At 52.2% G+C, this 18,585-nt stretch carries 23 protein-coding genes and 1 pseudogene; 17 read left to right on the top strand and 7 right to left on the bottom strand.

Going from position 1 to position 18,585, the window contains the following annotated elements; translation table 11 throughout:
• Positions 1-41 precede the first annotated feature (41 nt).
• The 6 genes and pseudogenes from HUE57_RS03815 to HUE57_RS03790 all read left to right on the top strand — a co-directional run bounded on the left by HUE57_RS03815 (position 42) and on the right by HUE57_RS03790 (position 5,038).
• Entirely contained in the window at positions 42-1,361 is a 1,320-nt protein-coding gene (locus HUE57_RS03815; RefSeq protein WP_174672745.1) for a PAS domain S-box protein, read from the top strand.
• Between the two features lie 153 nt (positions 1,362-1,514).
• Complete coding sequence (locus HUE57_RS03810; protein WP_174672744.1) at positions 1,515-2,831, top strand: sensor domain-containing diguanylate cyclase; 1,317 nt, start codon at positions 1,515-1,517, stop codon at positions 2,829-2,831.
• Between the two features lie 154 nt (positions 2,832-2,985).
• Positions 2,986-3,540, top strand: a complete 555-nt coding sequence (locus HUE57_RS03805) for a carboxymuconolactone decarboxylase family protein (protein ID WP_078484344.1) — start codon at positions 2,986-2,988, stop codon at positions 3,538-3,540.
• 1 nt (position 3,541) lies between these two features.
• Positions 3,542-3,919, top strand: a complete 378-nt coding sequence (locus tag HUE57_RS03800; protein ID WP_174672743.1) for a YbaK/EbsC family protein — start codon at positions 3,542-3,544, stop codon at positions 3,917-3,919.
• A 112-nt stretch (positions 3,920-4,031) separates the two neighbouring features.
• A pseudogene (locus HUE57_RS18910) lies at positions 4,032-4,292 on the top strand (YbaK/EbsC family protein); the annotation flags it as partial.
• Between the two features lie 386 nt (positions 4,293-4,678).
• Complete coding sequence (locus HUE57_RS03790) at positions 4,679-5,038, top strand: VOC family protein (protein ID WP_078484346.1); 360 nt, start codon at positions 4,679-4,681, stop codon at positions 5,036-5,038.
• A gap of 25 nt (positions 5,039-5,063) precedes the next feature.
• On the opposite strand, the gene HUE57_RS03785 is transcribed toward HUE57_RS03790, so the two are convergent.
• The 4 genes from HUE57_RS03785 to HUE57_RS03770 form a co-directional block, all read right to left on the bottom strand.
• The gene (locus HUE57_RS03785; RefSeq protein WP_078484347.1) at positions 5,064-5,264 is read right to left on the bottom strand and encodes a YgaP family membrane protein; all 201 of its coding nucleotides are present in this window, start codon (positions 5,262-5,264) and stop codon (positions 5,064-5,066) included.
• A gap of 1,195 nt (positions 5,265-6,459) precedes the next feature.
• Positions 6,460-6,672 (bottom strand): hypothetical protein, encoded by a 213-nt coding sequence (locus tag HUE57_RS03780; RefSeq protein WP_174672742.1) that lies wholly within the window; start codon positions 6,670-6,672, stop codon positions 6,460-6,462.
• The gene (locus HUE57_RS20135; protein WP_174672741.1) at positions 6,662-6,928 is read right to left on the bottom strand and encodes a thiamine phosphate synthase; all 267 of its coding nucleotides are present in this window, start codon (positions 6,926-6,928) and stop codon (positions 6,662-6,664) included. The genes HUE57_RS03780 and HUE57_RS20135 overlap by 11 nt, the downstream gene beginning before the upstream one ends.
• Positions 6,865-7,149: a hypothetical protein gene (locus HUE57_RS03770; protein WP_174672740.1), complete on the bottom strand. Its 285-nt coding sequence runs from the start codon at positions 7,147-7,149 to the stop codon at positions 6,865-6,867. The genes HUE57_RS20135 and HUE57_RS03770 overlap by 64 nt, the downstream gene beginning before the upstream one ends.
• Positions 7,150-7,246: 97 nt before the next feature.
• Between HUE57_RS03770 and HUE57_RS03765 the strand changes: the two genes are divergently transcribed.
• The 3 genes from HUE57_RS03765 to HUE57_RS03755 all read left to right on the top strand — a co-directional run bounded on the left by HUE57_RS03765 (position 7,247) and on the right by HUE57_RS03755 (position 9,435).
• Positions 7,247-7,441: a hypothetical protein gene (locus HUE57_RS03765; protein ID WP_078484376.1), complete on the top strand. Its 195-nt coding sequence runs from the start codon at positions 7,247-7,249 to the stop codon at positions 7,439-7,441.
• 117 nt (positions 7,442-7,558) lie between these two features.
• Positions 7,559-8,782, top strand: a complete 1,224-nt coding sequence (gene trpB, locus HUE57_RS03760) for a tryptophan synthase subunit beta (RefSeq protein WP_078484352.1) — start codon at positions 7,559-7,561, stop codon at positions 8,780-8,782.
• Positions 8,783-9,012: 230 nt separating this feature from the next.
• Positions 9,013-9,435, top strand: a complete 423-nt coding sequence (locus tag HUE57_RS03755) for a DUF3617 domain-containing protein (protein ID WP_174672739.1) — start codon at positions 9,013-9,015, stop codon at positions 9,433-9,435.
• Between the two features lie 61 nt (positions 9,436-9,496).
• Here HUE57_RS03755 and HUE57_RS03750 read toward each other — a convergent pair whose 3' ends face one another.
• Positions 9,497-10,075, bottom strand: coding sequence for a DUF302 domain-containing protein (locus HUE57_RS03750; RefSeq protein ID WP_078484354.1), 579 nt, complete (start codon positions 10,073-10,075; stop codon positions 9,497-9,499).
• A gap of 279 nt (positions 10,076-10,354) precedes the next feature.
• Between HUE57_RS03750 and HUE57_RS03745 the strand changes: the two genes are divergently transcribed.
• From HUE57_RS03745 to HUE57_RS03730, 4 genes are all read left to right on the top strand, one after another.
• On the top strand, positions 10,355-10,630 hold the full coding sequence (locus tag HUE57_RS03745) for a hypothetical protein (RefSeq protein WP_078484355.1): 276 nt from the start codon (positions 10,355-10,357) through the stop codon (positions 10,628-10,630).
• A gap of 40 nt (positions 10,631-10,670) precedes the next feature.
• Positions 10,671-11,696 (top strand): phosphotransferase, encoded by a 1,026-nt coding sequence (locus tag HUE57_RS03740; RefSeq protein ID WP_174672738.1) that lies wholly within the window; start codon positions 10,671-10,673, stop codon positions 11,694-11,696.
• Entirely contained in the window at positions 11,696-12,244 is a 549-nt protein-coding gene (locus tag HUE57_RS03735) for a P-loop nucleotide/nucleoside kinase family protein (protein ID WP_174673713.1), read from the top strand. Before HUE57_RS03740 ends, HUE57_RS03735 begins: the two co-directional genes overlap by 1 nt.
• A gap of 68 nt (positions 12,245-12,312) precedes the next feature.
• A complete protein-coding gene (locus HUE57_RS03730) occupies positions 12,313-13,074 on the top strand; it encodes a sulfotransferase domain-containing protein (RefSeq protein WP_078484357.1) in 762 nt (253 codons plus the stop codon).
• A 2-nt stretch (positions 13,075-13,076) separates the two neighbouring features.
• Here HUE57_RS03730 and HUE57_RS03725 read toward each other — a convergent pair whose 3' ends face one another.
• Positions 13,077-14,024 carry a tRNA dihydrouridine synthase gene (locus HUE57_RS03725; protein ID WP_078484358.1) on the bottom strand — a complete coding sequence of 316 codons (948 nt, stop codon included), beginning with the start codon at positions 14,022-14,024 and terminating at the stop codon, positions 13,077-13,079.
• Positions 14,025-14,205: 181 nt separating this feature from the next.
• On the opposite strand from HUE57_RS03725, the gene HUE57_RS03720 reads away from it, so the two are divergent.
• From HUE57_RS03720 to HUE57_RS03710, 3 genes are all read left to right on the top strand, one after another.
• Positions 14,206-14,625 (top strand): SRPBCC family protein, encoded by a 420-nt coding sequence (locus HUE57_RS03720; RefSeq protein ID WP_078484359.1) that lies wholly within the window; start codon positions 14,206-14,208, stop codon positions 14,623-14,625.
• A 216-nt stretch (positions 14,626-14,841) separates the two neighbouring features.
• Positions 14,842-15,726 (top strand): PDC sensor domain-containing protein, encoded by an 885-nt coding sequence (locus tag HUE57_RS03715; RefSeq protein WP_078484377.1) that lies wholly within the window; start codon positions 14,842-14,844, stop codon positions 15,724-15,726.
• Between the two features lie 6 nt (positions 15,727-15,732).
• Positions 15,733-16,851: a DNA alkylation repair protein gene (locus HUE57_RS03710; protein ID WP_078484360.1), complete on the top strand. Its 1,119-nt coding sequence runs from the start codon at positions 15,733-15,735 to the stop codon at positions 16,849-16,851.
• Positions 16,852-17,223: 372 nt separating this feature from the next.
• Here the strand turns inward: HUE57_RS03710 and HUE57_RS03705 are convergent, their stop codons facing one another.
• Complete coding sequence (locus HUE57_RS03705; RefSeq protein WP_135622343.1) at positions 17,224-17,502, bottom strand: hypothetical protein; 279 nt, start codon at positions 17,500-17,502, stop codon at positions 17,224-17,226.
• Between the two features lie 208 nt (positions 17,503-17,710).
• Between HUE57_RS03705 and HUE57_RS03700 the strand changes: the two genes are divergently transcribed.
• Complete coding sequence (locus HUE57_RS03700) at positions 17,711-18,547, top strand: glycosyltransferase family 2 protein (RefSeq protein ID WP_078484362.1); 837 nt, start codon at positions 17,711-17,713, stop codon at positions 18,545-18,547.
• Positions 18,548-18,585: the final 38 nt, after the last annotated feature.

The following is an 18,585-nucleotide window of genomic DNA, read 5'->3' as shown; positions in this document are numbered from 1 at the left end:
TTCAGGTTACACTTTAATAACACCATCTGGCGTAGCCAATTATGAGCAGTGAGACTCAATCCGCAGAGACAGACCAGTCATTGGAGAAGCTGCTCTCCAGTATCTACGGACTGGTCGCCTATCTCGACTGTGACTGTAATTTCATCAAAGTTAATAAGGCCTACGCTGAAGCCGATGGACACGAACCCTCCTTTTTCATCGGCAAGAATCATTTCGAGCTCTATCCTCATGCAGAGAATGAGGCAATATTCCGCCGCGTTATCAAGAGCGGAGAACCCTATATCGCCCACGCCAAACCGTTTGAGTACCCTGACGAACCTGATCGAGGCGTAACCTACTGGGACTGGAAGCTTACCCCGGTTCACAACGCAGACAATGAGATTGATGGCCTGTTACTGACGCTCATCGATGTCACCAGCCATGTCAAAGCCGATAATGCCCGCCATCAGATCGAGCAGAGCTTCCATACCCTGTTTAATAACACCGCCGATGCAATCTATATTCTCGATATGAACGGTCACATCGTCGAGTGTAACGAGGCGGCCTACCGTGATCTGGGCTACTCGCGTGCTGAGCTACTGAGGATGGATGCCAAGGATCTGAAAACACCGTTAGAGAGAGAGCAGTTCGCCGCAAAGATAGGTGTGCTTCTGAAGGAGGGCCACCTGCTCACCGACTCATGCCATGTAGCGCGAGATGGCCGACATATTCCGGTTGAAATCAATTCGCGACTGATCGAATTCCAGGGTACACCGGCCATACTCAGTACCGTCCGCGACATCAGCAAACGGGTTGATAACGAGCATGCTCTACGTGATAGCGAAGCCAATATTCGTGCACTGCTTGATGCCACTACCGAATCTGTCTCTCTCACCGAACGTGATCACACCGTTACCTTCATTAATGAGACTGGCGCCAAACGTCTGCGCACTACGCCTGCGGATATGCTAGGCAAAGATATCTTCTCATTTATTCCCGAACAACTGAGAGAACCAAGAAAGAAGCACTTCCAACGCGTCATCTATAGTGGTCAACCCGTTACCCTTGATGATTCACGTGGAGGCTTCTATTTCTCGTCGTCTATCTATCCAGTGCTAAACGATGAGGGCGCGGTTGAACGCGTCGCAGTTTTCGCCAAGGACGTCACCGAAGAGCATCGGCTACAGGCCACCGAGATTCTGCTCCGTGATCTGGGGAGTCGCTATTTTGCGAAAGTTTGTTTTGGGCATCCAAGCCCAAGCAAACAGCAAAAACTTCACGCGACCGTTTATGCCTGCGGCGCCCCGACCGTCCTGAGTACGTTGCGTAATCACCTCTTCGCGGCTCTACACAACTTCCTCACTGACTCTACGCCGACATAAAGCCGCTGCTGCATCTTCTTCGTCGTTCGCTCGCGCTCTCAACTACGAATAGGCAGACGGCGTCGACTATCGGGGCTAACCGCCTTCGCTTCGCCTCCATGGCGGTCAGCGATCGATAGTCACGTTCTACAGACCGATTGCATCGAAGATCTGATGAATATGATCTGCAAGGAGCTGGTCGAGAAGCTCGATTTCGAACTGGCGTGGATTGGACGTAAAGAGATTGGCGGCAACATCGATATCGTCAGCCTCTTCGGACATGCCAGTGGGTATGGTGACGAACTCAAAAAGATTGGTGTGCGTTGGGATGAGTCTCCACAAGGACGTGGTCCGGTCGGCACGGCCATTCGTACCGGTGAGGCGCAGCTCTACAAGATCAGTGATCTGCGCTTTAAGCCGTGGCAGTGCGCTGCACAAAAGTATGGTCTAGCGTCGGTCTATTCGTTGCCACTCACCATCAAGGGTGAGGTATATGGTGCACTCACGCTCTACTCCAATCTGGAACAGGTTTTCGACAATGAGGCTGAAATCACACGTATCACCAGTATTGCCAACCGCCTCCGCATCGCCTCCGACACCTCGATTAATCAGCAGCATCAGCGTCTGTTAGGTGCTGCACTCTCGGCGGCGGGTAGCGGTGTCATCATCACTGAGCGTGACGGCAAAATCGTCTGGGTAAATGAGTCGTTCTGTAAACAGAGTGGCTACAGTGAGAGTCAGGCAATCGGCCAGACACCACGCATTCTAAAATCACATCAACATGACAACGACTACTACGCAGAGCTGTGGAATACGATATTGAATGGTAAACGCTGGGCCTCTGAAACAGTGGAGCGTCATATTGACGGCTCCCACTACATCGTCAGCCAGACAATCACTCCCATCTTCGATAATGCAGGTGAAATCAGCCACTTCATCGCCATCCACGAAGACATTACTGCACAGAAAGAGGCACAGGAGCGGATCGAGTATCTCGCTCACCACGATGGGCTCACCGGTATTCCTAACCGTGCACTCTTCTACGACCGACTCGAACACACCATCTCACTGACAAAACGTGAAAAAGGCACCTTTGCACTGATGTTCCTCGATCTGGATCGTTTCAAACCGATCAACGATACCTACGGACATACGATAGGTGATCAGCTGCTACAGGAGGTCGCACAGCGCATCGGTTCGGTTTTACGTGAGAGCGATACTGTGGCACGACTCGGCGGCGATGAGTTCACTGTAATACTGCCCACTATCAATGATGAACATGAGGCGTTTAAGGTTGGTAAAAAACTCTCCGAGGCAATTTCCGCTCCCTATCAACTCGGTGATCAGGAGATTATCACCAGCGCCAGCATAGGTATCGCAATCTACCCCGAGCACGGCACCAGCGATATTGAACTCATAACCGCTGCCGACTCAGCCATGTATAGCGCCAAGGAGACTGGTCGACACTGCATCGCTCTTGCCTCTATTTAGTGCTCTTCAATAGCTTCGTCGCCAAACACTATTGTGTTTAATCGCCAAGCCGTTACGCTCTACCTCCTAACAGTATTTCAAACTTCCACCATGACATCGGCTCGTAACGTACGAGGCGATATATTCAATGTTCTCCAACAAGAGTTAATAAGCAATGAGTGATCTCGCAGCAGCTATGACCAAGGCACGCCAGTACGGTATTGGCGAATATCTGGAACTTCTTGGAGAACTCTCTCAAGAGTCACAACGCAAAGGAAAGCTTGAACGAAAAACCAAAGAACTGATTACACTGGGTATTGCACTGGCCAAGGGGTGTAACCGCTGCATCACGATTCATACCCAGGCAGCGAAGCAGCTCGGTGCAAAAAACAAGGAGCTGCGTGAGGTCAACAAGGTACTGCTGTTTCTTAACGCCAGTCCTGCCGACAAAAATGAAGACCTTTGGCGAGAGTGGAAGGATTCGTGGGCGGTCTTTTCCGCCTCCAAGGGTGCGATTAACCGCAAACATCGTGAACTGATTGGACTTGGCATCGGTATCGTACGTCAGCAGAAGCGACACATTGAACTGCATACCAAGGCCGCCTACAAGATTGGTGTAACTCCCGAGGCGATCTTTGAGGTGATGCCGATCGCGCTCCTGATGGACGGCGCGCCTGCGCTCTCTCAAATCCCACACCTGGTCAACCAGATCGATAAATTAACTTCTTGATATGACACCCGCTATCAATATCGCCAAAGACGCCAAGAACGCGTTTACGATTCATGAGTATCAACACGACCCAAAGCATGAATCCTTTGGTCTGGAGGCCGCGGAGAAGCTAGGCGTCGATCAGCAGCGTGTTTTTAAAACACTGGTAGTCAAACTCGACAACTGTGATCTGGCCATTGGTGTTTTACCCGTCTCCACCCTATTGAGCTGGGGAGTCGCTATTTTTGCGAGAGTTTGTTTTGGGCATCCAAGCCCAAGCAAACAGCAAAAACTTAACGCGACCGTTTATGCCTGCGGCGCCCCGACCGTCCTGCGTACGTTGCGTAATCACCTCTTCGCGGCTCTACACAACTTCCTCACTGACTCTACGCCGACATAAAGCCGCTGCTGCATCTTCTTCGTCGTTCGCTCGCGCCTCAACTACGAATAGGCAGACGGCGTCGACTATCGGGGCTAACCGCCTTCGCTTCGCTATCCATGGCGGTCAGCGCATGAAGACCGTGGCTAAATCCCTGGGTGCTAAACGTGCCGAGATGGCCAGTCAGTCCGATGCTGAGCGCGCAACGGGCTATCTACTCGGTGGCATCAGTCCATTGGGACAAAAGCGTCGTTTGAAGAGCGTTATCGATCAGAGTGCACAGCAATATCAGACCATCTACGTAAGCGCGGGTCGCAGGGGTCTTGAGATTGAGCTTGCACCAAATGATCTCTGCAGACTCGCAAGTGCCTCATTCGCTGCAATCACACAATGAAACCAGCCCAAAAAAACAGACATCTCTTTAACGTGACTACTTTCAGTTAAAAAAAGGGACTGACAGCTCAGCACCACCAGCCCCAATAAAACTACAACTCACCACAATCAAACACTCATCAGCTATAAGCATAACCAGTAGTGCACTAACAAAACCTTTATATTGCCAACACCTCCACTCGATAGTGACTAACAATCAAAAACAATCATGCACACGAGTGAGTAGAAGATATAAACGTAGCACCAACACTCTCTTCGTCAAGCCGTCTCTACACGTCACCATTTAATAACACCAAGAAATTAGTCGTATATTTCTAGTCGACCCATCTCGATTGGACTATATTCATCAACACTTCCCTGCCAATCAACCTGTTTCGAGATTGAAATATGAATGAACATGAGAAGATCAATTACGTGGAACTACCCGCTAGAGACATCGAGTCTACCAAGCACTTTTTCACAAATGTCTTCGACTGGTCATTTGTCGATTACGGTCCAGATTACGTCGCCTTCTCAAATGCGGGTATAGCGGGTGGTTTCTATCGTGCTGATCTTTCATCGTCTACTGAGAACGGCAGCTCACTGATTGTCTTCTATAGCGACGACCTGGAGCAGACCCAGGCAAAGATTGAAAAGGCTGGGGGCTCAACGATTAAACCAATCTTCCTCTTCCCCGGCGGGCGGAGATTTCATTTCGCCGACCCCAACGGCAATGAGTTTGCCGTCTGGTCTGAGATCAATAGCTAGCAGCCCATCAACTCGAGATAACGAGCTATGTGCAGTGACCTCCATGTGGGCAGCTGTTTATACCGACAATATGGTAGAACGGGCACCAACCCACCAGCGCTGTGATGATCGGTACAACACCAATCCAACCCCAGATGCCGATTGTTCCGCTCATCGCCAGTGCGATCAGGATGATACCAATAGCCAGTCTGGCCACCTTGTCGAGTGAGCCTACATTCATCTTCATGACAACCACCTCCTCGTGCGGGTACCATGTAACGTGAATATAGCTGAATGACTTGGTTCAAACTTCAAAATACCCCTGTAATTCCTGTACTTATTTACTCACCAACAAACTTGAAATTTAAAACATCGAGATATGATTAGATTTATCCCTTTCTCCATTGGCAAATCCGCTTTAACAGACTTCAAACAGGTACAGCAGCTCGACTGAAAGTACTCTGCCGGCAGGCAGGTTGTCAATAGCTACAGTGAGTCAAAGCTCAAAGTTCCGTAACTCCTTACTTATTGAAGAACCGATGTTATTACGGTAAAATCCGGGATCTTCTACTCGGGCATCATTGCCGGCTGCAGCTGCTCCGATGACCCTACACCCAATGACAAGCAGAACGAGTATTGTGAAATTCAATTCATCATCGATCGTCATTAGCGTGAAGCGAGCGTCACGCTCCACGATTAAGCTCGTTCAGTTTGCCGTACCGCTCAGGATGAGAGACGCGAGATTACGTAAACACCGTCTGTACTCGGCATTCGCCGTTGGTGCAACATTCATGCCTGGCTAACTAATGAGCGCGGACGGTATGAAATTCCACACGTCGTCATACCGGATGCCACGTCACCTGCTAACGATTAACTGTCGTCTACACTATTGACTGCACGGATCACATGCTGAATGGCTCATTCTACCACGCTGCTCTCTTCGCTGTTGTGGAAATTCCTCTGCTGAAGTCTGCAGGCGGGGGCTTGTGGCTAACCACCGCACCGATCTGCCGACTTCAATGGACGGACCGACGTATTCCGCACGGCTACGGCTTGATGGCGTACTGATTTCGCAAAATTCGCCTCTTCAACTGCAATCTTTGCTCCCAAGCCCATGCAATCTCACGGCAGCGTATGCGATGTTGCATCATCGGTCCACTACTGAAGGCCATCATTCAGCGATGAGGGCGATACTCTGTGGCAGAAAATTCAGCCATGTTTTTGCCAGCCAGATTGAGTCACGCACGTAGCCTTTTCACAACTGTCTACACGCAGTCTTGCTGGGGAGCCTGGTAGGGAGTAACTTTCAAAGGATGCTATCACGCGCACTGATTAGATAGCGACCGCTACCTACCGACTTTCCCCGCAGTCGACCGCTGCGCCTGTATGGGAGACTTTACACCGATCTATCAGCGCACTGACTTCAATGGCGTACGCCTTGATCAGCCCTTGTTGACGCCGACTCTCACTGCGCATTCTGATTCGGTCTTGCTAAACACCGATTTCAGTGGCGCAAAATCATTCCTGAGCACCTCAGCGTCATGCTCAACCGCGACACCAGCAACCACTAATTTAGCTGTCTTTCCAGTAGCCCTGTTGCCCGCTATACCTTGCGCATTGGCTGCATTCGCCTCATCTTCATCGTCACTGCTCACACCACCTAGTGCGTATAACGGTATGTGTTGTCGTCGCAATCTGTTTAAGACCCTGCCAACCGATCGGTTCTATATCGGGGTGCGCCTTGGTGTATCGGACCGGTGAGAGCACGCCAAAGCTGGCCCCAATCGCCTCACCCTGCTGCAGACCTTCTAACGTATGTGCCGATACTGCGATCAGGTATCGTTTACTCAGTGGTCTTTGTTTGCACTGCTTAAGCGCCTTGCTATCGAGATGCAGGCCATCGGCACCCACTGCTCAACCAGCGATGCCTCGCCGGTCAATAGCACCTTGCAGTGTAACTGTGGCCAGCGCAACGACCCGCTTGGCCATGATGCGTAGGCCTCTTCACTGTAACCCTTCGCCTTAAGCTGCATCAGTCGCGTTCCCGCCTGAAGGCTCTTCTCGACGCCCTCGATAAATGCCGCTTCATCCTCCGGGCTCGGTGTGATCAGGTAGTGAGTGGGTAGTGTCATGATTGAGTGCTCTCTATTAACAAATTCTGCTGCATAGTATTGAGTTATCATGCCCATATAAAGCACCCAACCCAAGTCGATAGATGGAACACCAGAGATGAACAATTCAAACTCCACCAAGTTCTGGCTCGGCAACGCCGTACTCGCCGTCGCACTGATCATGCTGCTCTTCATGGGTGCTATCTGGGAGGCAATGGGGGGTGCCGCGATGGGACTCTGGATCGCACTGGTGATCGCCGGGGTCTACCTGCTATCAGGCAAGGGCGGAGGCGGCCCCAACATGCCGGAATGAGTCCAATCTCAGACCCCGTATCGTCCACAAAATTCAGGGGTTATTCGCACTATTCGTCGGCTGACATTGTGTTATCGTCTGGTGTTCACAACTAGACCAACAGATGCTGGAGCCGACATGAAAAACACCTTCGATTCTCCCCTTCCCGATAGCAACGGTTTTTTTGGCGAGTATGGTGGTAGCTTCATTCCACCGCAGCTACAGACCATCATGGATGAGATCACCGAGGCCTATCTTGAGATTCGCAAGGACCCCGGGTTTCAGAAGGAGCTGGCGCGTCTCTATCGCCACTATGTCGGCCGCCCCAGCCCGATCTTCCATGCCGCCAGCCTCTCAGAGAAGTACGGCGCTGATATCTACCTCAAGCGTGAAGATCTCAACCACACCGGCGCGCACAAGATTAACCACTGCCTCGGCGAGGCACTGCTCTGTAAGAAGATGGGCAAGAAGAAGCTGATTGCAGAGACCGGTGCCGGACAGCACGGCGTGGCTCTGGCCACCGCTGCTGCATTGGTCGGACTGGAGTGCGACATCTACATGGGTGAGGTCGACATCGCCAAGGAGCACCCCAACGTGGTGCGCATGCAGATACTCGGCGCCAAGGTGATTCCCGCTACCCACGGCCGCAAGACGCTCAAGGAGGCGGTCGACGCTGCATTCGAAGGCTACATGCAGGATCCCGTCAATCAGTTCTATGCGATCGGCTCAGTCGTTGGTCCCCACCCCTTCCCGATGATGGTACGCGACTTCCAGTCGATCGTCGGTAACGAGGCGAAGGAGCAGATGCAGGAGCTGACCGGCGGCCTACCCGACAACATCGTCGCCTGTGTCGGTGGTGGCAGTAACGCGATGGGTATCTTCACCGCCTTCCTCGATGATGATTCGGTCAAACTACACGGCGTTGAACCTGCCGGCCACGGTGTGGAGAAGGATGGTGACCACGCCGCCACCATCACCAAGGGAAAGCCCGGTGTCATGCACGGTTTTAAATCGTACATGCTGCAGGATGAGGCAGGTGAACCGCAGGAGGTCTACTCGGTCGCCAGCGGACTCGACTACCCCTCGGTCGGTCCGCAGCATAGCTACCTGAAGGATATCGATCGCTGCAACTATGAGCACATCGACGACAAGGAGGCGATCGATGCCTTTTTCGAACTGGCCCGTGAAGAGGGCATTATCCCGGCAATCGAGTCAGCACACGCTATCGCCTTTGCCATCAAGCTGGCACAGCGTGGCGAGAAGGGTTCGATCCTGATCAACCTCTCGGGTCGCGGTGACAAGGATATCGACTTTGTTGTTGAGAACTACGGCAAGGATTACGGTATTACCAATCGTATGTAGTTAATATGCAGGTCCATCTGATTGGATTCACATCAGATGGACCTCTTCACCACCATCAAGGCGAAATTATTATCGCATCTATTTAACTGAACCAAACCAACTCCGGTAACTTGTCCCAATCACCGATCCGGTCTATAACCAATCTCGTTACAACTTCATAAATATATAATCACCTCACACTCGACTCTCTACTTGAGAAGATTGCGGCAACAAATACATAAGGTTGAATAATGGTCAGCTATTTATTGAAAACGGTGGTTCCCACACTCTTTCTTACTGCCTGCATAATTACACCGTTACAGGCCGATGAGATTAATTTACAACCTGGCATGTGGCAGTGGACAACCAAGATGGAGATACCCGGTATGACGATGCAGGTTCCTCCGGTTGTGCACAGTGGCTGCATCAACCGTGAAGACCTTGTCCCCACCAATCAAAATCAGCACGGCGATTGCACCATTACCGACCAGACCATCAGCAATAGTCAGGTGACCTGGACCGTGAACTGTTCATCACCACAGGGCAGCTCAACGATGAACGGTGTAATGAACTACAGCGGCGATACGGCACAGGGAACTATGAATGTCATCGCGCAGGGGATGACCATGAATTCAACCATCTCCGGAGAGCGGACAGGTGGCTGCGCCAACTAATCTTTCTCTTAAACAATAAAAAAGCCCGGCAATGCCGGGCTTTTTTATTGTTCCGATTTAATTAGAAATCGCCTTCAGCGCCTCGCTTCATGATATCGAGGATGATCTCCTTAACCTTAATCGCCTCTGCCTTCAGCTCTGCCGGCAGTGGCTCGCCACCGTGAATCATCAGATCCATATCGAGCGCGTAGAGCCACAGCTTGCCCTGCTTGTCCTCAATCATGGTGATGCGACAGGGTAGATAAGCGGAGAAGGCATCACTGTAGTCGAGCATCATTGCCGCCGTCAGTGAGTTACAGAACATGAAAATCTTGGCGTATCGGTAGGGCTTTCCGCTCTTCGCCTCAACATCTTTATAGAGTGGCAACTCACCGACATTTGAGATGTTGTGCTCATTAGCGACAAATTTCATCGTCTCCTCAACCTCATCGGCGCTCATGCCTTCCGCCACCGGCACCTTCCAGATCGTCGCCTCAGCAGCATTGCGCGTCTCGATGATCTTCTCACCCATCGCCATGTAGGTATCAAGCGCCTTCGGGTCGAACTGCTCCAGCTCCTGATTGACGCGATTCGTTCCAACAACAGCAACGATGACAGCGGCCAGTCCGACCAGTGCAAACAGGTTGATGATTAATCTCATGACTACTCCTCAGTTAGGTGGTGACACGCCGTCCGATGCAGCGCACCATTCAAGGGCACAATCTTCTTATTGTTGACCTATTTTCCGGGTCAGACCAGTGACAATAACTGACGCTCACGACTGCCAGCGGTCACTATTCCGACCAAATCAGGCGGTTATTATGGTGTGATCTGCACTATTTTGGTAGCTGGGGAAAACCCGAGCAACCCGCTCCATCAGCCAAATCACTCTATTCCGCTATACTGCCCACCCCATTCAAACCCTGCAACGGATGACCCCATGAACCGAGAAGCTGAACAACTCACCAAACGTCATCAAGAGCTGACACACTCTGAGATGCTTAAGGTCACCTCACATGTGCAGCGTGAATCGGGAGAGTGGATCATCAACACCGTGATGATTGAGGGATATGACGTCCCCTTCAAGTACAAACGCAAACAGCGCTACAAGGATCTCAAGGGCCAGCGCGTCAATATGACTTACTACCCAGCCACCGTGACTGTTTCAGGCATCGAATTCGAAGTGATGAATGTAGTGCGCATTAAGGTCTCCTGAAGCCCACATTCCTACCTGATGATAGGTTTATACTCGCCACATGTCCGAACTCGATCTCAGCCAACAACGTACCCTGATCAACCATCTGCATAGTCAGCTGGCGAGTGGTGAAGAGGCCGAGCTAATCGAGACCCACATCTCCTGGGTGATCCTGGCAGGTGACTACGCCTATAAACTGAAAAAATCGATCGACTTCGGATTTCTAGACTACTCCACACTCGAAAAGCGTCGTCGCCAGTGCGAGGCCGAGCTGCGCCTAAACAACCGTACTGCCGCCAATATCTATCTCGATGTGGTCGCAATCGGTGGCCAAACCGATGCACCGTTGATTGATCAACAACCCGCCATTGAATACATGGTAAAGATGCACCGCTTCCCACAACATGCGCTCTTCAGCCAACAGCTTAAGCAGAAGCGGCTCAAACCAAACCACATCGATTTACTCGCCGAGCAGGTCGCCGAATTCCATCGCACCACTGAGCGTGCAGCCGAAGACTCTGAGTTCGGCACCCCCAAGACGCTCTTCCACCCCATTAGTGAGAATTTCGAACAGATTCGTGAACGTATTGATGACCTCGAGTTGTTACAACGACTGCAAAGCGTTGAACAACAAAGCCGCGAGTTCTTCGAAACCCACCAGCCACTCTTTACTCAACGTAAGGCCGATAGCTTTATCCGCGACTGCCACGGCGACCTGCATCTCAACAACATCATCCTGCTGGATGAAAAACCGCAGCTGTTCGACTGCATTGAGTTCAACGCGCGGCTGCGCATTATCGATGTCATAAGCGAGATCGCCTTTCTGGTAATGGATCTTCAGGAGCACGGTGCTGACCATCTGGCCAACCAATTCCTCAACCGCTACCTCGAACTCAGTGGTGACTATGAGGGCGTGCGCCTGCTCCCCTTCTACCTCAGCTACCGCGCCATGGTGCGTGCCAAGGTCGCCACGCTACGTCTGGACCAGACGAATCTCAAACACGCACAACGACAAAAGTCCTTAATGATTTCTCCGCCTATCTCAGCCTCGCCGAGCGCTACAGTCAGGGCACCAGACCGCATTTAATCATTACCCACGGCCTCTCGGGTTCAGGAAAAAGCACCCTGACCAAACCGCTACTGGCGAAGCTCAATGCGATTCGCATTCGCTCCGATGTTGAGCGTAAACGGCTCTTTGGACTCGACGCACTGGCGCACAGCGGTAGCAATATCGGTACAGCGATCTACAGTCGTGACGCAACCGGGCAGACCTACACTCAGCTTGCCAGCCTCACAACGGCTATTCTTGCCGGTGGTTACACGGTTGTTGTCGATGCGACCTTCCTCAAACGCGAGCAGCGTGAGCGCTTCCGCTCACTCGCTACACAACTCAAACTGCCCTTCCATATCATCAGCTTCCAGGCTCCACCCGAGTTATTGAGAAAGTGGGTCACAGAACGTTCTGCACTAGGTAACGACCCCTCGGAGGCCGGTGTCGAGGTGCTTGACGCCCAACTGCACAGCTACCAACCGCTAGAAGACGATGAACTCGATGCAACCATCGTCATCGAGACCGGTAAGCTCCACTGTGCAACGACTATTAGCGAAACGATCATCAATGCCATTGAGCCTTAAAAAGATCGCCAAGTTTTTTATCAATCCGATCCGTCATCCCTTTCGCCACTGGACGGCAGAGTATCTGCGTGCTCCCCGATTTCCTCATTATCGGCGCGATGAAGTCGGGCACCACCAGCCTCTATCAATATCTGATTCAACACCCCCAGATAAAGCGGGCTCAGCGTAAGGAGGTTCACTATTTCAATAGTGGTCGTATCAACGCTGGGGATACCTACAAACTGGGCGAGAAATGGTACCGCAGCCACTTTCCGCTACGCATGGAGATGAGGGGAAAAATTTGTGGGGAGGCGACACCGATGTACCTGCTCTATCCCCACGTCCCAGCACGTATCCATCAGACGAAACCCGACACCAAGCTGATCCTGCTACTGAGAAACTCCACCGAACGTGCAATCTCACACTACTTCCATGAGATAAATCGGGATTGCGAGGTACTCCCTATCATGGAGGCACTTGAAGCTGAAGATAGTCGACTTGAGAAAAGCCTAAATACGAACAACTTTCAGTCAAACGAATATCGATGTCACGCCTATAAACTACGCGGCCACTACCGTAAACAGATTGAGCGATATCTCCAGTTCTTTGACCGCGAGCAGCTACTGATTCTCAACAGTGAGCGCCTCTTTACTCAACCGGAAGAGACTCTTCGAGAGGTCTACCAATTCCTGGACGTCGATGATGGCTACAAGATTCCTGACCTGAAACCGCGCAATGTCGGAACCCGACGTACTGTAGTGAATGCGGAGGTCTACGATTACCTTAACCGCTATTTTGCGCCCCACAACGAGGCACTATTTGAGCTGCTCGGTGAGCGGTACGACTGGTAAGACTAGGCCGCCTGTAGAAGCGCGGTAATGGTCGACAGCTCACGTTCTTTACGAACCTGCTCAAACAACAGGCTCGCCTCGCCACCCTGCTGCTCACTCCACATACCGAGCCACTGCTTGATGCGAGTTGCCGCACCACGTTGATTCTCGGCATCGGCCATCATTTCGGCCAGCTCAATCACCAGTGCACGCTGCTCAGACCACGCGACTTCAGAGACCTCTTCACCCGCCTCACTCTGGTGCAGATGCTGCGCCAGATAGGGGTTGTGCACCGCACCACGTCCGACCATGAAGTGATCGCAACCACTGATCTCACGACACTGGCGGAAGCTCTCAACATCGTTGATATCACCGTTGGCCACCACCGGGAAGCTGACCGCCTCTCTGATCTTTGCCAGCCACTCCCAGCGCGCCGGAGCACGGTAGCCGTCGGCACGGGTGCGTGCATGTACGGTGATCAGATCGGCACCTGCCGCCTCGATTCCCTGCGCGATCTCCACTGCATGGTCGGGATGGTCATAACCGAGGCGAATCTTGGCCGTCACCGGTATCTCGGCGGCCACCGCACGGCGGACCTCAGCCGTGATCTCATTGATACGCTCCGGCTCCTCCAGCAGTGATGCACCAACACGCTTTTTGTTAACCGTCTTCGAAGGGCAACCAAAGTTGAGATCGATACCCAGTGCGCCATGTTCAACCACACGCACTGCGTTACCGGCCAGCACTGACGGATCGTTACCCATCAGCTGCACCACCACCGGTGTACCTGAATCGGTACGGCCACCCTGCTTCAACTCAGGTACAGAACGATGGAAGACGCGCCGCGGAAACACCCGATCGGTAACCCGAATAAACTCACTCACACACCAATCGTAGTGACCGATACGGGTCAGGATCTTGCGCAGGTAGGGGTCGATTAGCCCCTCCATCGGGGCGAGCAGCAGTTTCATCGCTTCACATCTATTTGAATCGACAACGATTCAGTCCATCAATTGGGTTCGGGCCGCTATTCTATGCCCGCCGCTGCACCACAACCAGTCTCTGGCAAAGCGACAGTAGTCGACTACGCTTGTTGGGTATAGAGCACCATCTGTACTCATAGCTTCAACAACACCTCAGAGGAGAGTGAAGATGCCTCAAACCTACCAGTCGATTACCGTCAACGCACCCATTGAGCGTGTATGGGGGCAGCTCAGTAACTTCCACGATATGTCCTGGGCACCCCACGTCGTCGAGCGCTGCGATGCGGTCGGCGATAAGACGGGGACCGAACCCGGCGCCCAACGGGTGCTTAATGAGGCGTTCCACGAAACGCTGCTCGAGGTCGATCCGGTCGGTCATCAGCTCCGCTACTCTATCGACGACGGCCCCTCGCCCGTTTCATCCGCCGATGTGCGTAACTATATCGGCACTATCCACCTGGTTGCCGATACCATCAATAACACCACCCTGGTCGAATGGGCCTCCTCATGGGAGTCAGCCAATGATGAAGCGGAGTCGTTCTGTCACGGCATCTATGTGGCTCTGCTAAAAGAGCTCGCCCAACAGTAACCCTGCTAGCCATCGCCCCCAGAAGGGGGCGGTGCCCACTGCTCTGCACCGAATCGGCACGCGCTACCCACATTGCGCTGCACCTGCCGCACACAGTTCCATATAATGGCTCCAACAGAATCACAATTCCGAAGGAGCCGATTGTTGACCGCCACCACACTCAAAGAGAGCATTCGCCTACAGCGTGATGCGCTAAAGGGACTACTCGGGGTATCGATGCTCGAACTGGCCAACCAGTGCGCGGCAGTCATCGGTGAACGCGACAAACTTGAGGCGCTGCTCACCGAGGAGCTACCCAAACTCTCCTACTGCAAACACCTCTATGTGATGGATGTCGCGGGTAATCAGCTCACCGATAATATTCGTAGCACCAGCCCCGACCCCGACCACTTCGGCCGCAACCGTATGGGCCGTCCCTATATGGAAGGGATCGTCGGCATTACCGACTTCAAACTCTCCAACTCCTACATCAGCCGTAACAAAAAACGCCCCTCACTCACCGCCATCCACGCCATCCGCAACGATGCGGGCGAGTTGATCGGCTTCCTCGGTGCCGACTACGACCTGCGCGAGCTGCCACACACAGAACGCATCTACCAGGAGCCAGACAACTGGCGTCAGGTAAAGGGTGACCCTGCAATCCGCGGTGGGCTGTTCCAACAGTGCCGTGTCGATAGCGTGATGGATCAGCAACTCGATGAGGTGCTACCGATCATGACTGAACTGATGAGCGAGCACGGCGTCTTCCACGGAAAGCTCCATTTCTCCAGCAGCCGCGCCACTATCTGGATGGTCGACGATCCCTTCAGCTACCGCATCCTCAGCATTGATGAACTGACCGATCCCAACATCGTGCTCGCCTACCCGCGCCGTCCCTACCATGAGCGCGCTATCGTGCCGACCGATCAGATCGCCCCGGTATTCGAGATGTTCCGCACCCTGCGTTTTGCCGACGAGAACATCTATCTACGTGCCGGCTCCTTAAACGTCATCAACGGCATGGTCGGCCTCAACTTCTCCTGCGACGGCTCCCACTACATGCGTTTCGATGAGTTCCTGGAGAAGAGCTCGGACTTCTGGTTCGGCGCAACCGCCAGCTAATCAGCAATGGGCAAACAGCGTGAGATGAAGTCGGGGCTTGAGCGTCCTGCCATCGAACGAATTGCTCTAGCACTCTCAACGGTTGAACCCCATTTTCCTGTTGATACGTTTACCGACGATGCACTCACTGGATTAAGTGATCTGGAGCTAAAGGCGCGCGTTCACCATCTGATAGAGGTGCTGCATCGCCATCTCCCTGATCACTACCAGGACGTGGCCAAACTGCTTGAACGGGTTCCCAGTGTGTGGGACCACGGCACTGAGGGTGATCCACTCGGTGGCTTCGCTGCCTGGCCGTTGATTGATTACGTAGGGGTGCACGGCCTCAACCATCCCGAAATCTCACTCTCGCTGTTAAGACAGCTCACCCCACTCTTCTCTGCTGAGATGGCGATCCGTCCCTTTATAGAACACCACTACAAACTGACCTATCGCACCCTGCAGAACTGGTGTGATGACGACAACCACCATGTACGCCGACTCGTCTCCGAAGGGAGTCGTCCACGACTCCCATGGGCACCACAGCTGCCCCGCTTTATCGCAGACCCAAACCCCGTGATAGCACTGCTGGAAAGACTCAAAGATGATCATAGCGAGTATGTACGTCGCTCTGTCGCTAACACTCTTAATGATATTTCCAAGGACCACCCCGACACGGTTATCGACACCTGCCGAAACTGGAAAACAGATGCGAGCGCAGAACGAAACTGGATCATTCGCCACGCCACTCGCAGTCTGGTCAAGGCGGGTCATCCCGGCAGCTTTGCACTGCTCGGTCACACCGTGGAACCAGCGTTCTCAACGGCAACACTGCTAGTCGAAAACACCAACATCGCCCTTGGAGATTCGCTGTCATTCAGAGTCGAGATCGAATCGTCCAGCCATGACGATCAGAGTCTGGTCATCGACTACGCCATTCATTTCATGAAGGCCAATGGCAAGCTGAAACCCAAGGTGTTCAAACTCAAAACCGTCAAGCTTCAGCCAGGCGAACGGTTGATTATAGAGCGGCGCCACCCCATCAAACCGATCACCACCCGCCGCTACTACCCCGGCCAGCACGCCGTAGAACTATTGATCAACGGCAAACGTTTCAACCTGGTTAACTTTGAGCTGCAATACTAGTTACGCACTTTAATGCTCAAACGATAGCTGTTTGGTCGGTTGTGAAACATGATAACGTCTATTAATACGCTCACTACGAGCGCTGACAAAAGAGGCGACCTCATCACGACCACCCTGTCGGGTGCCGTTGATCTCGGTAATTTCATTGGTGATGGCGTACTGAAACCAACTACCCTTTTTCTTGCCAGCCTAACTCTCGACCTTCTTAATGCTGTCTACTTTTGTAATCCCAATTCCTGGCATCAACATAGTCCTTATTTACATATACCATCCATTCGCTCCTGAATGCCCACCTGATCAACACGTGGAAATATCATCACCGAGCGATGTAACACCATTTTCAAACCGGACATCAAAATAGTCTGTCTATCGCTACTGAATCTCTTCAATGTAACTCCGGCCGATAGGTGTCTGCACATAACGCTTCTTGCCATCGACCTTGATCCAGAAGTAGTAGTAACCCTTATCAGGTTCGGCCGTTACCTTGCCATCTCTCACCTCCCAGCTCTTCACATGCGAGCCGTCGGCATAGGTCACTCGGTAGTTGCCCTCCAACCAGGTCACACCGAGACGGGATAGTTTGTTCTGCTGCTCTTCGCTGCACGCGACCAGTAGCAAGGCCGCCACGGATATTAGTAACTTTTTTTTCATCTCGAACACCTGCATTCCATCAGTAGACCAGGATCATAACACTCGCTATCCACAATGATTGTTGTGACTATCGACAATGGAGGTGCACTCAACTTTTTGTGATCTATTTATGCAATCACCAGATGACAAACACCACGGGACACTTCTTTGTTATCTGACTCTTCTGATACCATACCCACACATAAAGTGAGATCACAAAGGCCAGCCATTGCACACCACAGACATCATCATTACCTGCATGGGTAGGCTGGAACACCTGCAGCAATCCCTACCGTTAGCCATCACACAGCAGAATAGTCACTGCATCGTCGTTGACTACTCATGCCCCGAAAACAGTGGCGACTGGGTAGAAAATAATCACCCAGACGTTACCGTAGTCAGAGTTCCTGGACAGAATCAATTTAATCTTTCAGCCGCTAGAAATGCCGCCATTGACCACGCCACCGGGGAGTGGCTGCTGTTCATAGATGCAGATGCACTACTCGCACCCAAGTTCATCAGCACGATTTTTAGTCGCATCACGACCGAAAGTGCTCTTCGAACAGACCCAGTCAACGCCGACAAAGAGAAAATGGGCACATTTCTCATCAAACGAAAACTCTTCGATAAAATCGGCGGCTATGATGATGTTATGCAGGGTTGGGGATATGAGGATATTGACCTCTACCTGAGAATGGAGAGAGCGGGTCATCTTCTCTATATCATGTCCGATGAGTTGATCGACACCATCACCCACAGCGACAAGATCCGCACAGACAACTACAAATGGAAGGACGTCAATCTCAGTCGAGGCATCAATAGATACTACGCCAGGATCAAACTGGATATCGAAACCCTGTTACGCAAAGCCCTACCAAAGCAGGAACGATCGAACCTTTACAAGGCACTCATCGACAACATCAGTAAAACCATAGAATTTGGTAAACCATCCAGAATCGAGATCGCACTAGATGCCGAAACCTATCGCGACATTAAACGAAACCGCACACTGATCTACCAGTTTAGTAGAGAGGAAATCAGTACCCTGCTTGCAGCAGAGCAGTAACTGCTATTGCTGATTCAAAATACACTCCCCCTAACGCT

Source organism: Candidatus Reidiella endopervernicosa, assembly GCF_013343005.1.
Classification (GTDB): Bacteria; Pseudomonadota; Gammaproteobacteria.
The sequence above is the reverse complement of the archived record's forward strand: the minus strand, read 5'-3'. Positions and strand labels throughout refer to the sequence as shown.